The organism is Cellvibrio sp. (genome assembly GCF_039207905.1).
Taxonomy (GTDB): Bacteria; Pseudomonadota; Gammaproteobacteria; order Pseudomonadales; family Cellvibrionaceae; genus Cellvibrio.
On the sequence record NZ_JBCECX010000012.1, the window covers coordinates 11411 to 28176 of the forward strand.

Here is a 16766-nt window from a genome sequence, read left to right on the forward strand (position 1 = left end):
TTTCATTTCCTCATCCATATTTATTCCCGTGTCTCCAGTAGACAACTGTTTTTTTTTGTAACACGCGCCTGTTTTTTTACTAATAAATTCTTTATCTCATTGATAAGTAAAAGTTTTTATACGTTTGTTTCGAATCTACACACTGTTGACAACGTTGTCCAGTTGGCTCTATGTTAACAGCCGACAACGTTGTCCTTTTTTGGTTCCGCAGCGTTGTACGGGGCTTATCACATTAAAAATAGCAAGGGGATAGTCATGACGAATACACTAAGAGATGCAATTAGACGAGTGAATCGCAAGGTTGTGCTGTGCGGGTCAGCGGCAACTTTGGCGATGCTCGCATCCGGCGTGCAGGCGCAGGATGATATTGAAGAAGTAGTGGTGCAGGGTGTACGTGCTGCGCAAGAAAGTGCGATTAACACCAAACGTAATGCGGTATCAGTAGTGGACGGAATCTCGTCAGAAGATATCGGTAAGTTGCCAGACGTGACAATTGCAGACTCTTTGCAGCGTATCCCTGGTATTCAGGTTACCCGTACTGCAGGTGAAGGTGGTCCGGTTCAAATCCGTGGTTTGGGCAATGTAGGTTCATCGTTAAATGGTGAGACTTTCTTGAGCGCGACCACTATTGACCAGTCAGCAGCTGACTTCGGTGACTTGCCATCAACATTATTCTCTGGCGCTGATGTTTATAAATCGCCGTTGGCAACTAATACCGCTATTGGCATTTCAGGTACTGTTAATTTGAAAACCCGTCGTCCATTCGATATGGATGATGGTTGGACGTTTGTTGGTACTGGTGAGCTTGACCAAGGTTCAATCAGCAAAGAAGACGATCCAACTTTTACCGGTTTGGTTAACTGGAAAAATGATCGTATTGGCTTCTTGCTTGCTGGTGCTACCACTGAGAAGAATCTGGCTTCTGACTTTAATGGTTACTTCGATACCTCTGAGAATGGTGGTATCGGTGCTACCAACAACAGCCATACATGGGGTGAAACTCCTCTTGGTGATCCTAATATTCGCCACTTGGTTCCACAGGGCTTCGCTGCTTTCCATAAGGCAGAAGAGCGTCAACGTGATGGTTTGAATGCGTCATTCCAAGCTGATTTGGGCGATGGTTTTGAATTGGTTGCAGATTATTTTTACAGCGATCAAGAGCGTTGGAACCGCCGTGCAGGTTTCTCGCACAATAACCGTTGGCAAACATTTGCTAACTACGCTACTGCTACTGAATACGGTAAAGACAGCTTTACTTATGAAGGAAACGAGTGGCGTTCGGTAACTGCATTTAGTGCAGAACCTTATCGTCTACAATCATTCGCGCAAACAAACTATAACCACGAAAAATCGCAAAATTATAATTTTGAATTGAATTATGACAACGATGGTGCCTTGACTGGTCAAGTTCGTTTGACCCGTGCCGATGCTAACGCTGCGATGCGCCATGGTTACGGTGAAGGCGACATGCTCAGTATCGATACCGGTGAAAACGGTCCTGCTGGTAGCGGTAGAAACTGGGTAGATGGCCCTGGTGGTTTGGTTCCTGCGAGTCAGTGTGATACTTCGCGTGGTGATTTGGTTGTTGGTGCAAATGGCGGATGCTTTGCTGCTTATTCTCCAGGCGCCATTGAAAGCCGTTTCCGCATTGGTTATGACACTTCAGGTTCACACCCAACCTTTAGTGGTTTTGATCAAGTTGTTAATGGTGGCAAAGGTGCACGTACTGTTGCTGAGTACATGGCTGATATTGATACTTATCATATCGGCGCATTTTCTTCAGAAAACAACACTGATCGTGATGCAACTTTGGAAACGTTCAGCACTCGCTGGAATTATGAATTTGAAGATCAGCCTTTCTTAACTAGCGTTGACTTCGGTGCACGTAATAGCAGTCGTTCAGTAGACAGTAGCCAATTTTCTTACTTCGGTAAATTGAATGGCGGATGTTCTGCTCAGTGGAAAGCGGTAGATCAGTTTGCTGGTTCTGCTTCAGCTTGTGATCCTACTCTGGCTCAAGGTGAGTTGGTTACTGGCGTTGATCAAGATGGCAAGGCCTATAACAACGAATTCGTAAACTACACTTTGTTCAAACCAACTCGTTTGGATGAGCACAATAAGGTTATCTGGGTTGACGACTTTGGTGGTGTTAAAGGTATTCCTGGTGTATGGGTAATCGATCCGCATACATTCGACGACACTTTGGCATTCCAGGAAAAAGTATTTGGTCCACAATCCAAAATCATCAACCCTGGTCAATCGTTCAGTGTTGAATTGGAAGAGTTCAGTTACTTCCTGCAAGCTAACTTGGCTTACGGCATTGTCAGCGGTAACGTTGGTGTGAAAGTAATCGAAACTGACCTGACTATCGTGGCGAATGAGGTTGGTGCTCAGTTGCCTCACTCAGGCACTAACGTTGATACCGGTGATGTAGTGACCAAGCGTTCTTACACCGATTACTTACCTTCTCTGAACTTGGTTGCAGATGTCGCTGAAGATGTGAAGATCCGTTTTGCCTACGGTGAAAGCATGATGCCACTGAACTTGCTGCAATGGGGTGGTGGTAAATCAGTAGGTCGTGTGTTTAACAACGACTGTAACTGTATGCGTGTTGCTAACGGTAGCCTTTCTGGTAACCCTGATTTGGATCCAATCCGTTCCACCAACTATGATTTATCTGCCGAATGGTATGTTGGCAATGCATCTATGTTGAGTGCTGGTCTGTTTAAGATTGAAATTGATAGTTTCATCGAAGACGGTACTGTAATGGTTGATGAGCCTGATTCCGATGGTGTACGTCGTGGTCCATGGCAATTCACTTCCTTGGTACAAGGTAAAGGCGGTGAAGTTCAAGGTGTTGAACTGGCTGCAAAAGTTGCTCTTAGTGACGTAACTGATGCTCCAGTACTTAGCAACATGGGCTTCGACGTAAACTACACCTTGTCTGACAGTTCCCAGGAGCGTAAAGGTTTTGGTGGTAAAGAGTTGCCGTTTACTAACAACTCAAAAGACACTTACAACGTAGTAGCTTGGTATGAAAACGAATTGATTTCGGCGCGTGTTGCTTATAACTTCCGCTCTTCACGTTTGATTACTCCAGGTAACCCTGCGACTGCACAACAATCCTTGTACCAGGATGACTATGGCCAAATGGACGTTAACTTGACTTACAACGTTAATGATCAATGGGCTGTGTACTTGAATGGTTCTAACGTTCTGGAAGAGATCCAACAAACTTATGTAGAGTTTGAAGATCAAAAAGCCTTCCAAAACATTTATGAGGCTCGTTGGGCATTGGGTGCACGTTTCAAATTCTAAATCCTGATGTAAATCGGATTAGATGAACTTGTGTTAATCCAGATAAAGCCACGGTAAGCAATTACCGTGGCTTTATTGTTTTAGTCATAATAAAGTTAATAATCAGTGCATCATCCTGTGGAGCAATCCGTGAGCGAAAATCATCTCGTCAAATCAATCGTTATTGCTGGCGGTGGCACAGCTGGTTGGATGGCGGCTGCAAAATTAAGCCAGCATTTTTCTAAAACCGATATCAGCATCACCGTAGTTGAATCCAGTGTGATAGGGACCGTTGGTGTAGGTGAGGCGACAATTCCTACATTGCGTCGCTTTTATCAGTCGTTGGGTATGGACGACATGGATGTAATACGTAAAACCAGTGCCACTATAAAATTAGGTATTGAATTTCAAGACTGGCATAAACCGAATACCTCATTTATTCACCCCTTTGGTGTGTTTGGGCATGATGCTAATGGCATTCGTTTTCATCACTATTGGCTCAAGCTGCAACAGCTGGGTGATACCACCGAGTTGGAAAAATATTCACTCGGTATTGCGATGGCACGTGCCAACAAATTTACCTTCCCTGCAGAACAGCCATCGTCACCGCTGTCCATTTTTGATTGGGCATTGCACTTTGATGCAGCACTCTTTGCCAAGCTGATGCGCGAGCATTCTTTGCAAAAAGGTGTGGTCCATATAGATGCAAAAATTAGCGCCGTTAACCTGAACTCCGACAATGGTTTTATTGAAAGTCTGACGCTGGATGGTGAACGAAAAATTGCCGCCGATTTATTTATCGACTGCACAGGTTTTAATGGACTATTAATTTCCGACACTTTAAAAACACCCTATGTCGATTGGAGCAAGTGGCTGCTGTGTGATCGTGCTATGGCAGTGCAATCAGAGCTGGTGGGTGAGCCGGCAATAAGGACGGTTTCAAAAGCACATTCGGCTGGCTGGCAATGGCGAATTCCGTTGCAGCATCGCCAGGGAAATGGTCATGTCTATGCGAGCCAATTTATCGATGACGATAAAGCGGAAGAAACGCTACTGCAAAATATCGATGGAAAAACACTGCATTCACCGCGCAAGTTTAAATTTACCGCTGGCAGGCGTGCACAGGCCTGGAATAAAAACTGTATCGCTATTGGACTTTCATCCGGATTTTTAGAACCGCTGGAAAGTACCAGTATTGCCTTGATCGAAACGGGGATAGAAAAAATTTGCGGCTCTTTCCCTGCACCTTATTTTAGTCAGGTTGCGATTGATCACTTTAATCAAGTGACAGCAACTGAGTGGGAGCGAATACGGGATTTTATTATTTTGCATTACAAGGCCAGTCAGCGTGATGACAGTGAATTCTGGCGTTATTGCAGTGCTATGTCGGTACCTGAATCTTTGCAGCAAAAAATCGACGCCTATCGTGAGCGCGGTGATTTATTGCATTATCCTTGGGAGATATTCCACCCGGATTCCTGGTTGGCGATCTATAACGGATTCGAATTTTATCCCAAACAATATAATGAAAATGTGGATCGATTAAATGTCGATTATTTGAAAAAAAGTTTGGAGCAAATGCGAACATCAATTAGTAATGCGGTTGTTGATTTGCCAACCCATCAGGAATTTATCAACCAGCATTGCAAAATGTCTATGCAGTAGGGCATCCAAATTATGAAAAATACAGAAAAGCCGCTCGAATCAATTTGTATTGTTGGTGGTGGTTCTGCCGGGTGGATGGCTGCCAGTTTGCTCAGTAACGTTTTAAAAGGTAGCAATACTAAAATTACATTGATTGAATCGCCCGATATAGCCACTATCGGTGTTGGTGAAGCAACAGTGCCATCGTTTATGGCCTTTTTAAAAGATGCGCGCCTGCCTGTTAAAGAGTTTATGCAAGCGACTGCAGGCAGTATCAAATTGGGAATCCGGTTTGAAAATTGGTATCAGCAACAGCACCATTTTCTTCATCCGTTTGGAAAAATTGGCCGCAATATCGATGGCCATGATTTCTATCAAGTCTGGTTAAAAACCCTGGCTGATGGAAATGAGACACGTTGGATGGATCATTCACCGTCCGGTATTATGTCGGAAGAGCATCGCTTTACTGCTGACCCACAGCTGATTAATACCCCGTTGGCAACTTATGGTTATGCATTGCATCTTGATGCAGCCTATGCCGCCCGCCATATGCGGGAAATCACGCTTGCGCGCGGCGTGCAGCGAATTGAAGCTACTGTCGCTAGTGTGCAAACCGATGAGCGACAATTTATTAAATCGCTACAACTTACTAATGGTGAAACAGTAACGAGCGATTTTTTTATCGACTGCACCGGCTTTAGAGGCTTATTAATTTCCGAAACATTGAAGGTTGGTTACGAAGACTGGTCCAACTATTTACCTTGCAATCGCGCGGTGGCTGGGCAAACAGAAAATACTGGCGATCCATTACCCTACACTGTGGCGTCTGCGCGCGCTGCAGGTTGGACCTGGAAAATTCCTTTGCAGCATCGCGATGGTAATGGCTATGTATTTGCCAGCGATTTTTGTTCCGATGATGAAGCCATCCAAACATTAATAAATGTTGTCGACGGTAAGTTTATCCAGGAGCCGCGCATCATTCCGTTTGTGAGCGGTATGCGGAAAAAAATCTGGCATAACAATTGTTTGGCACTAGGTTTGGCGTCCGGTTTTATTGAGCCGCTCGAATCCACTGCAATTCATTTGGTGTATCGGAACTTGGTTCATTTTATCCGTAATTTCCCTGACCAGCAGTTTGATGAAAATTTGCAGCAGCAATTTAATAGTGAAATTGCACGGGATTATGTCGAGATTCGTGATTTTGTAATTTTGCATTATTGCACTACAAAACGGGATGACACAGAGTTTTGGCGTTGGTGCCAAAACATGGATATCCCTGATAGTTTGCGCGAAAAAATTGAACTCTTCGGCCATCGTGGCCAACTAAAGCACCATCCGGAAGATTTGTTCGGTGCAGATAGTTGGTATTCTATTTTGGAGGGGATGAATGTTCGCCCGAAAAAATACCATCCGCTGGTGGATGCATTGGATAGCCAAAAGCTTGCGCATTCTTTGAATCAGGGTGCAAAAGCGATTCGTGATACGGTGATGAAACTGCCATCTCACGGAGACTTTCTTCGTCAGCATTGTCCGGTCAAAAAGACGTAATATGCTAACTAATTTTTAGTGCTGATTCCGAATGCTCGCAGATGCATTCATGTATCTGTGATCATTCGGAATATATTTCGCAATATCCGCGAATTGTTTTTTCTGTTCTAGCTTTCAAAATCCGGCGCAACGCAATGTCTGCGAATAAACTCCGCATGACTGGTTGCGTTTTTCCCGGCTTGATCCAGCACTTGTTTGATCTTTGCTAATTGGTTGGCGATATCGGCATCTTTAAAGTGATCGATACGATTATCGGTGCGCTGCGGAATAATTCCAAAACCATTATAAATACTCAGCCAGCTGGATTTTTCAAAGGCTTCCGGTTCATGTTGCAAAATATGACCGCAACTTTTAAATAATTCCAGTTTATGCTCGAGGCTGGGTGGAATTTCCATTGCCTGGCAGTAGCGCCAGAATTCGGTATCGGTGCGCTCTGTGAGTTTGTAATGCAACACAATAAAATCGCGGATACGTTCCATTTCATGTTGATGGCGGCGATTTACTTCAGCAATCATCCCTGCATCAAAAGACATATCCGGGAAGAAGGTTAGTAGATGGGTGATGCCGGTTTGAATCAACGAAATGCTAGTACTTTCCAGCGGTTCAATAAAACCGGAAGCAAGCCCTAGTGCGTAACAATTTTTATTCCAGACTTTTTTGCGGCGACCGGCTTTGAATGCAAAAGGTTTTGGGGTGTTGATGGTTTTGCCGCTAATGCGTTGCAATAAGGTTTCTTCTGCTTTTGCTTTATCCAAAAACCGGCTGCAAAAAACATAACCATTACCGGTGCGATGTTGCAGTGGAATTTGCCACATCCAACCTGCATCCAGTGCAGTAACGCGAGTGAAAGGCGTTGGTTCGGTGGTGTTCAGTGATTGCACGGCAACTGCTGCGTCACACAACAACCATTGTTGCCAATCTTCATAACCGGTATGCAGGTTTTCTTCAATTAATAAACCTTTAAATCCGGTGCAGTCAATAAACAGGTCGCTTTCTATAACCTGCCCATTATCGAGTAGCACCGATTCAATAAATCCGTCCGGGTCGCGCAGGTTTACTTTTTCAATTTTTTGATCGATGTGTGCTACGCCGCGTGAGATGGAAAGTTCACGCAATACTTTCGCGTAGAGTGCAGCATCAAAATGGTAGGCGTAAGAATAGTCTGCCAGTGGATTTTCAGGATTTTCGCGTGGCTGTGCAAAATTATTGTGTTTGGCCAGCTGGCTGCCAATTGAATAATCGTGCAAATCTTCAGTCGGGTTATTTTTTTTCAGACGATAAAAATAATGTTGGAATTCAACACCACTGAAATTAATACCGTAATCAGCAAATGGATGGAAAAAACGGTCGCCCTGGGTGCGCCAGTTTTCAAATTGAATGCCGAGTTTAAAGCTGGCACGCGTAGCGCGGATAAATTCCAGCTCATCCAAACCAATAGAATTGTTGAAATCGACAATACTGGGAATAGTTGCTTCGCCTACGCCCACTGTACCTATGGCGGTGGATTCAATCAGGGTAATACTGATGGGCCTGTTGGCAACAAAACGTGACAAGCTGGCGGCGGCCATCCAGCCGGCAGTACCACCACCGACAATGACAATTTTTGAAATAGGTGGGTGTGACATGTGTGAAATCACCTGCTGTGTTTTTCGCTATCGTTATGCTGTGGCAGTTATCTTCAGATGCAGTTTTGATTGTTTTAATACAACTGCGTGATTGCCATCATAGCCGATTTTGTCACCAGCAGGTGGTGAGGCAGGGCGGTGCCTGATTGATTATGACTATCCAATAATATTACGCTGGATGAACTCCAAATGCGTCGGTGCTCCTTTAACCGTATTAGTAATACTTGCTGCAATATCGTTCAATTCTTTCTCAACCAGTTGCGCATCAAAATCGTCTACCACCGGGTGGTAGTAGTTAGGTTGGATATTGAAACCGGAAAACATGGCAAGCCAACTGTTGGTGCCGAAAAAATCCAGCTCATCAACTTGCGGTTGGCAGGTCTGTTTAAAATGTTCGATGCGCGCAGCGAGAGTATCCGGAATGCTCATGGTGCGGCATTCATCCCAAAATGTCTGACCCTGGCGCTGGTTGGCGTAGTAATGCAGGATCAGGAAATCGCGCAATTTTTCCTGGCGGATACGCAGATTGTTATTAACGGTATCAACCAATGTTTGGTTGTACTGATTGTTGGGAAAGTGGTTCAGCAATAGTGTCAGGCTCGACTGGATTAAATAAATGCTAGTGGATTCCAGTGGCTCCATAAAGCCGCTCGCCAACCCCAGACAAAATACATTTTTATTCCAGGCCTTTTTACGCATGCCCGTGGTGAAGCGGATAAATTTCGGATCGGCCAGCGCTTCACCCTCAAGGTTCTCGCGCAATTTTTCGGCAGCAGCCTCATCGGAAATAAAATCGCTGCAATAAACATAACCATTGCCGACACGGTGTTGCAACGGGATACGCCATTGCCAGCCAGCATCCATTGCCAATGAGCGGGTCGCTGAGGCAGGAGCGAGAGTACTCGCACAGGGCATGGCGACAGCGCGATCGCAGCGCAGCCATTGGTTCCAGGTTTCATAACCGGTATGCAGTGTTTTTTCGATTAACAGACCGTTAAAACCGGAGCAATCAAGAAAGAATTCACCTTCAATTTTTTCGCCAGTATCCAAGCCTAACGATTGGATAAAACCGCTATCGGGACATTGGTTGACCTGTTGGACATTTGCCTGGATGCGTTTTACGCCCAGCTTTTGCGCAATACCGCTTAAGTAATTGGCGAATAAACCAGCATCAAAATGAAATGCGTAATTAAAACTCGATAATTCAATATCATTATTCGCTTTTGGCAGCGCAAATTTATTGTGTCGCGCCATTTGCACTGCAAGACAGTAAGCATCCAATCCCTGCGCTTTATGTTGCGCGCGCATTTTTGCCCAATAATGATGGAAAGGGATGCGCGCAATACGTGCGCCGTAACCAGCAAATGGATGGATGAATTTTTCAGTGGGTTTAGACCAGCCATCAAAATCAATGCCGAGTTTATAGGTCGCTTTGGTCGCGCGCATAAAATCAACTTCATTGATATTCAAGTCTTGCAGAAATTCTTTGATGTAGGGAACCGTTGCTTCACCTACACCGATGATGCCTATATCGGCAGATTCGACCAGAGTAATTTTGGTAGTGCCCTGCTTGAACCGATTGGCCAATGCCGCTGCTGCCATCCAACCGGCGGTACCGCCGCCGAGAATTACAATTGAGCGAATGCGCGAATCAGTCATAAGTGCACCAGTTATTTCAAAGCAATTATTAGTCGGTAAAAACCAGTAAGTGTAGAGCAAAAAAAGGAGCAGATTTACATCTGCTCCTTTTCTCATACGCCAAGTGTAGATCTAGTTAAAACCAGATTAGAACTTGTAGTTAACACCGGCGGTAATACGACGTTCGAAGATGTTGTAGGAATCGATAAAATCTTCCCACTGGGTATAAGTGATGTTGTCTTCTTCAGTCAGGTTGTTAACTGCCAGAGTAATCTGCAAGTCTTCAGTAACATTGTAAGACGTGGTCACATCAACAAATAAGGTTTCTTTCAAGTAACGTGGCATACCTTTGTCAGTGTTAGATGGGTTCCACATCCAGCCAGAGGTTTTGCCTTGGTATTGGTCGCCAAGATAGTTGGCTGCAACACGCGCTTCGAATTTATCGTCTTGATACCACAATACCAGGTTCGCTTGGTCTTCAGCAGTGTTGTTGAATGGCGCTACGCTGCCATCCGGTAACAATTCGCTTGAAGGGCTCTCGGTTGGAGAGTAGGTATAGTTGAATGTAATACCGGTGTTGCCGAACAAACCAGGCAAGAAATCGAAACTTTGTTGGTAAGAGAATTCCCAACCTTTAACAGTTCCGCCTGAACCGTTGGTAACGGTTTGCTCTTCGCCACCGCGACGCACTACACCATCACTGTCAGCAAGGGTCGGGTTCTTTTCAATTTTGGTGTAGGTGAAACTGTCTACATCAATGTTGAAATAACCGAGCGATATAATCGCGCTGTCAGTTGGATACCATTCACCAGCAATGTTAAATACATTGGCAGACCATGGCTTGAGGTAAGGGTTACCATTATTTTGACGTGAGCTTACACGTTGGAATGGTTCTTTTACCGATTCGCCAGTCACTGGATCAGTAACCGTTTCTTCACCGCTCAGGTAAGTAATAGTACCTTGGCCCAAACGATCAAGATCTTGCAACGTCATGCGCTTATCAAATGCCAAGCGCACTTTGAAATCTTCTGCAATGCCGATGTTCAAGTTCAAACTTGGCAAGAAGTGATTGTAAGTAACGTTGGTAACTTTATCGCCCAGATCCATGTAAGTAGTGTGGTTTGGATCGGTACCCGCCAAAATCAGCGGATTCAATTTTTGCGGATCAGTAATATTTTGCGTTACGGTCAAATCAGTTTTTACGTAGCGCACACCGGTATTACCGCTGATGGTAAAAGTATCGTTCAGCGCTTTATCAAAGTTTGCCTGGAAGTGGAAACTTTGTTTGCTATCGCTAATAGCGTAAGAACGATCCGGATTGATAATGCTTTGGCCTTTGCCGTAGAGCATATCGTTGAACGCGATTGGGTTATTGATTTTGCCGGTGTCGATCATCGGGATGCTAACGTTCAGACCTTTCAGCGCATCACCAAAATTGCTCACATTGTTGATGTAACCGTTCAGGCGTGAATCGGTAATTTCAATAACCGGCAGCGGATCATAAGTTAAACCTGCAGCGGTACCGTTGCTACCAGCCTGGCCAGTTGCGTAACCTACTTCGTGATATTTGTTCAGCAGTTCTACGCCATCTTTAATTACACCGGATGGTGAGAAGAAAGATGAGTTGTTAAACTTGGTGGCGCGATCAGAGAAGCGATAACCGAAATCAACCGAGGTCAAACCTTCATCGGCAAATTTGAAATTACCATCAAAGCGCAATACATCTGAATCAGCTTCAGCGTAAGTACTGTCGATCCAACCTGAGTGCAAATACCAAGCTTCAGGGTTCGCCATTTTGGCGATCATGGTTGGATCCAATTCCGCCAACACGCTATTGCTGTTTAACTTAACGTGCATTGGATAAATCAAACCGTCGTTGATTGCACCAGGGTTAATGTTAATCGCATCAGTTGTTGGAGAGCGCTTTACCATCAATGCATTACTTACTTGCGCAAGGGTGAGAGTGTCATTGCCATTGTCGGCGCGACCAGATACCCAACGCACGCTACCAGTGAATGCATCACCGTTGTCGTATTTCAATTCAATGTTGGAATTGAGTGCAGAACTTTCGCGGTAATCACCCATCACACCAGCGCGGAAACCAGACACCATCATATTCATGTCGGTCGCGTAGAAAGGTTGGCCACCGAGGGTGCCATCACCTGGATTGATAATCGCAGGTTTGCCGGTTTCCAAGGTGTATTCATGGAAGCCAGCGCGGCCGCCAATTTGGTTGCCCAAATAAATAAATTGGCCAGCAGCTTTCTCATCCATTTCGGTGTAGAAAATATCTGTGTTTAAGGTAAGCGCATCGCTTACTGCCAAATTGAAGTTGTAGGCCAGACCCAAACGCTCACGCTCGATTTCACGCGCAGAAAATTCCGGGCTGTTCCAGCTCATCGGGTTGATGAAATCGCCATTGGTGTTGCCATTGCCATCGAGGTCAGCACAGCTGGTGCTGCAATCCCAGCTTTCCGCAACGCGGTCAGCACGCAGACGGCCCTGGTTTTCCGCGAGAGTAGAATCGCCGTAAGAGAATGCGAGCGACATAGCCGCTTTATCATCAAAATTGAAACCGACCAGACCACTCAATTCCGGATCGGTAGTTTCGGTGATGCTGCCGGTGCTGCCTTGTAAGCGCACTGAACCGCTAAAGCCTTCATCCAAATCCAACGAGCGACGGGTCAGGATATCGATGCTACCACCGATACCGCCTTCCAATTGTGCTGCTGATTGGGATTTGGAAACGTTCAAACCGGAAACCAGGCTTGCTGGTACATCGGTAAAGTTAACGCCGTTGGTGGTCATGCTCGCCGGCGTCAGGAAATATTCGCCGTTCATGGTGCTCAATACTTGGCCCATACCGCGAACACTTACTTGACTACCTTGGCCGCCGCTACGGGCGATCTGGATACCGGTAATACGTTGCAAGGAGTCGGAAATGGTGGTGTCAGGCAGTTTGCCGATGTCTTCGGCTGCAACCGAATCAACAATCTGGGCCGAGTTACGTTTGATATCGATCGCTCTCTCCTGAGCGCCGCGAACACCGCTAACAACGATTTCTTCAACCGCATTCTCTTCCTGCGCGTAAGCGCCGGTAGCGATGCAAGTTGCGATCATCGTCGACAGCAACGTCTTACTAAAACTTGCAGAACTTCTCATGTGTGCGTCCTCTAGTTTTGACTTTTTATGTGGGTAAAAACCCTGCGTAGTTCGGTTGGCAGGTTCTCAGTCAGAACAGCGGCGCTATATAAGCTATGCCTGACCATCCCGTGAGATGGGCGGAATCCTATGTGTAATCGTTTACATTTTCAAACTTTTTGTGAGACGAAAAAGTGCAAAGAAGGGTTTTTATCAGTTAAAAAATGAACATTTGTGCGCCAAATTGGTGCGCATTAAATTTAGATAAATGCACTATATTGATGATTAATATAGATTTTTTTGCATTCACTCAAAAATGGTCAATTTTTTCATGGGCGAGAGATGCTCATTTATTGTCCACTGGGGAAAGTGTAAAAAAATTGTAAACGGTTACAGTATGTTACTTAAGGTGACGAAAATATTTCAAAATTTTGATGTTTTTGCCCTGCGGATAGATGGGTAGGGCTGCCAATTAGCGATAGGTTTTTCTGATCTTGCTTTTATTTTGTTATGTTATAACATGTTTTGAGTGGCGAAAAATGAGCGAGGTTAACAATGAACTTATTGCCGGTAACTGTGCTGTCGGGTTTTTTAGGGGCGGGGAAAACGACTCTGCTCAATCACATTTTGAATAACCGCGAACATCGCCGGGTGGCGGTAATCGTGAATGATATGAGTGAGGTCAATATCGATGCGGCGCTGGTGCAAAACCAGGTCGAACTAAATCGCGCTGAGGAAAAACTGGTGGAGATGAGCAATGGCTGTATCTGCTGCACCTTGCGTGAAGATTTACTGATCGAAGTCACTCGTCTGGCGAAAGAAGGGCGATTTGATTATCTGGTTATCGAATCAACCGGTATTTCCGAGCCGCTACCGATTGCCGAGACATTCACCTTTGCTGATGAAGAAGGCCAGAGCCTGTCCCAAATTGCGCGTCTGGATACCATGGTGACAGTGGTCGATGCGGTCAATTTTTTAAATGATTATTACGATGCGTTATCGCTGCAGGAAACGGGTGAAAGCCTGGGCGAAGATGACGAGCGCAATGTGGCCGATTTGTTGGTTGACCAAATCGAATTCTGCAATGTGTTACTCATCAGCAAAACCGATTTAATCACGGCGCAACAGCTGGTCGAACTCAAGGCGATTTTGCATAGCTTGAATCCCAACGCGGAAATTATTCCGATGATGAACGGGCAAGTGCCGCTGGAAAAACTATTGGATACCAACCAGTTTGATTTTGAGCAAGCACAACAAGCGCCGGGTTGGCTCAAAGAAATGCGCGGCGAACATATTCCCGAAACAGAAGAATATGGCATCAGCAGTTTTGCGTATCACGCGCGCAAGCCGTTTCATCCGGAAAAAATTTATAACTTTTTTTCCAATCCGAATCTCAAAGGAAAATTGCTGCGTTCAAAAGGTTTTTTTTGGTTGGCGTCGCGCCCGCAGTGGGCGGGGCAGTGGAATCAAGCAGGTGGTATTGCGCAGCACGGTGCGGCGGGAATGTTTTGGAAGGCAATCCCGAAAGAGCGCTGGCCGGTTGAACAAGAATATCTCGATTCTATTATGGATAAGTGGCAAGAGCCCTTTGGTGATATGCGCCAGGAATTAGTCTTTATTGGCCAACATCTGGATAAAGAACTGGTTACTAATGCATTGGATAATTGTTTGCTGAGCGATGAAGAATTGTTGCGCGGGCAGGATTATTGGCAACAGTTGCCCGATCCATTTCCGTCGTGGACGGTGACTGACACTCATTAAAAACCGTGCGGAGGAAATAAAAAAACCGGCAATTTATTGTTAGTAAATTGCCGGTTTTTGTTTGGTTCAGATTCCAGAATTTATTTGTAAAGCTGAATCGCCTGTTTTGCTTGGGTGGTCAATTCAGTTTGCAGCTCTGGCTCCAATCGCAACTGTTTTGCCAGCTCTTGCAAATAAGCGCGCTCCATAAAGTTTTCATCATCAACAACTAAAATGCTTGCCAAATACATTTCGGCTGCCATTTCTTTTGTCGTGGCAACAGCGGCAATTGCGCTTGGATCAAGGGGCTTTTTCAATTCGAGATCAATCCAGGTCAGCAAGCTTGCATCCTGGGTTAATTTGCCAATTTCGCCATCAATTAATTGGCGCTCGCGATCATCAACATGGCCATCGGCTTTAGCGGCGGCGATCAATGCGATCAGGATCGCGCGGCTGTGTTGTTCAGCTTGCGCCGGTGGAATGCGATCAATTGTCTGGGGTTGTGGCGCGGAAGCTCCCGCTTGTTGCTGCGCTTGCCAGTTGCCGTAGGCTTTGTAGGCGATTGCGCCGAGTGCAGCCAAGCCGCCATAAGTCAGCACTTTTCCGCCCAATTTACGGCCTTGTTTGCTGCCGAGCAGTAAGCCAATCGCACCGCCACCCAAGGCCGCGCCGCCTTTGCCCGATAAAAATCCCGTCAGCGCACCGAGCGGAGAATTATCCGCTGCCTGCTGGTTGTTGGACGGTTGTTGCCAATTGCCGGACTGCTGCGTATTGCCGCCCTTATTTTGCAGTAAGTCGCCGCCTGCTTTGAGCAGCTGGTTAAGTAAATTGGTGGTGTTCATTCCTGCTTCCTCTGGGATTTTTCAATGTGTCTGTTCAGATTTTATTCATGGGGCTAACAGTGTGTGAAAACAAGCGGGTAGGAGTGTTAAGTTTTATCCTCGGATAGGTGTGCCTGCCGCTGTGGCGAGCGGTAGAATGCTGCTATTAATTGCCACAGTATCGAGTGCTTATGACATCTGCTTCATCTGAACCCACCAGCGAAATGAAACTAATTCCCACTAATATCATCACCGGTTTTTTGGGCGTTGGTAAAACGACAGCGATTACCCATTTGCTCAATAGCAAGCCGGCCGACGAGGTTTGGTCGGTACTGGTGAATGAGTTTGGTGAGATAGGAATTGATGGTGCACTGTTAAAAAATACTAACGCCCATATCCGCGAAGTGCCTGGTGGATGCATTTGCTGTGTGGCCGGATTGCCGATGAAAATCGCGTTGAATATGTTGATCGCAAAGACCAAACCGGATCGCATTATTATCGAACCAACCGGCCTCGGGCATCCGGAAGAAATCATCAATACCTTGACCGGCGAGTATTACGATACGGTGCTGGATTTGCGCGCGACTATTACTCTTATCGACCCGCGCAAATTAAGCGATGCACGCTATACCGACAATGCCAATTTCAAAGATCAGATTGCGGTTGCCGATGTGTTGGTCGCGAATAAATCGGATTTGAGCGCAGCGGAGGATCAAGCGAAGTTTGCTGATCTTGTCGCCACTTTTACTCCACCTAAACAAGCTGCATTTGCGGTGCAACAAGGGCAGCTTGAATTGAGCTGGCTGGATTATCCGCGCACAACTCATCAACTTGCGCATCCGCAACATCACACGGCGCAGCGCAACAATCGCTTGAATCCCCAGCGCGAACTTTACAACGCGGCGATCCAATTGCCTGAGGGCCAGGATTTTTTACGCCGTGAAAATCAGGGGCAGGGGTTTTATTCCTGCGGGTGGATGTTCCAGCCTTCTATCCAGTTTGACTTTAATCAACTCTTCGGTTGGATGACGGGTCTGCAGATGGTGCGCGCCAAGGCGGTGATGAATACTGACCAAGGTGTATATATGTTCAATGCGGAAGACGGTGTGTTGAGTGTGAAGCCGCTGCTACTGGGCGATGATTTTGACAATGAGTCTGACAGTGAACAAAAGTTGCTCGACAGTCGTATTGAATTGATTAACAACGCCGCTTTGATGATCGATGAGTTGGAAGTTGAACTCTTGCAATGCCGCATGCCTTAAGGAGTAAGTGAATACATATGGTGCATCGCATCAATAAAAGGATCATATAA

At 45.7% G+C, this 16766-nt stretch carries 9 protein-coding genes; 5 read left to right on the plus strand and 4 right to left on the minus strand.

Features of this window, described 5'->3' with window-relative positions; all coding sequences use genetic code 11:
• Positions 1-255 precede the first annotated feature (255 nt).
• The 3 genes from AAGC78_RS09050 (at position 256) to AAGC78_RS09060 (ending at position 6489) form a co-directional block, all read left to right on the plus strand.
• Complete coding sequence (locus AAGC78_RS09050) at positions 256-3318, plus strand: TonB-dependent receptor (RefSeq protein WP_435783744.1); 3063 nt, start codon at positions 256-258, stop codon at positions 3316-3318.
• Positions 3319-3447: 129 nt separating this feature from the next.
• Complete coding sequence (locus AAGC78_RS09055) at positions 3448-4962, plus strand: tryptophan halogenase family protein (RefSeq protein WP_435783745.1); 1515 nt, start codon at positions 3448-3450, stop codon at positions 4960-4962.
• A gap of 12 nt (positions 4963-4974) precedes the next feature.
• A complete protein-coding gene (locus AAGC78_RS09060) occupies positions 4975-6489 on the plus strand; it encodes a tryptophan halogenase family protein (RefSeq protein ID WP_435783746.1) in 1515 nt (504 codons plus the stop codon).
• A 107-nt stretch (positions 6490-6596) separates the two neighbouring features.
• Here the strand turns inward: AAGC78_RS09060 and AAGC78_RS09065 are convergent, their stop codons facing one another.
• The 3 genes from AAGC78_RS09065 to AAGC78_RS09075 all read right to left on the minus strand — a co-directional run bounded on the left by AAGC78_RS09065 (position 6597) and on the right by AAGC78_RS09075 (position 12914).
• The gene (locus AAGC78_RS09065) at positions 6597-8114 is read right to left on the minus strand and encodes a tryptophan halogenase family protein (protein ID WP_435783747.1); all 1518 of its coding nucleotides are present in this window, start codon (positions 8112-8114) and stop codon (positions 6597-6599) included.
• 156 nt (positions 8115-8270) lie between these two features.
• On the minus strand, positions 8271-9773 hold the full coding sequence (locus tag AAGC78_RS09070) for a tryptophan halogenase family protein (protein ID WP_435783748.1): 1503 nt from the start codon (positions 9771-9773) through the stop codon (positions 8271-8273).
• 126 nt (positions 9774-9899) lie between these two features.
• Positions 9900-12914, minus strand: coding sequence for a TonB-dependent receptor (locus AAGC78_RS09075; RefSeq protein ID WP_435783749.1), 3015 nt, complete (start codon positions 12912-12914; stop codon positions 9900-9902).
• A gap of 534 nt (positions 12915-13448) precedes the next feature.
• Between AAGC78_RS09075 and zigA the strand changes: the two genes are divergently transcribed.
• On the plus strand, positions 13449-14654 hold the full coding sequence (gene zigA / locus AAGC78_RS09080; protein WP_435783750.1) for a zinc metallochaperone GTPase ZigA: 1206 nt from the start codon (positions 13449-13451) through the stop codon (positions 14652-14654).
• A gap of 80 nt (positions 14655-14734) precedes the next feature.
• Here the strand turns inward: zigA and AAGC78_RS09085 are convergent, their stop codons facing one another.
• Positions 14735-15475: a tellurite resistance TerB family protein gene (locus AAGC78_RS09085; protein WP_435783751.1), complete on the minus strand. Its 741-nt coding sequence runs from the start codon at positions 15473-15475 to the stop codon at positions 14735-14737.
• A 170-nt stretch (positions 15476-15645) separates the two neighbouring features.
• Here AAGC78_RS09085 and AAGC78_RS09090 point away from each other — a divergent pair, with 170 nt between their 5' ends.
• On the plus strand, positions 15646-16716 hold the full coding sequence (locus AAGC78_RS09090; protein WP_435783752.1) for a CobW family GTP-binding protein: 1071 nt from the start codon (positions 15646-15648) through the stop codon (positions 16714-16716).
• The last annotated feature ends 50 nt before the right edge of the window (positions 16717-16766 follow it).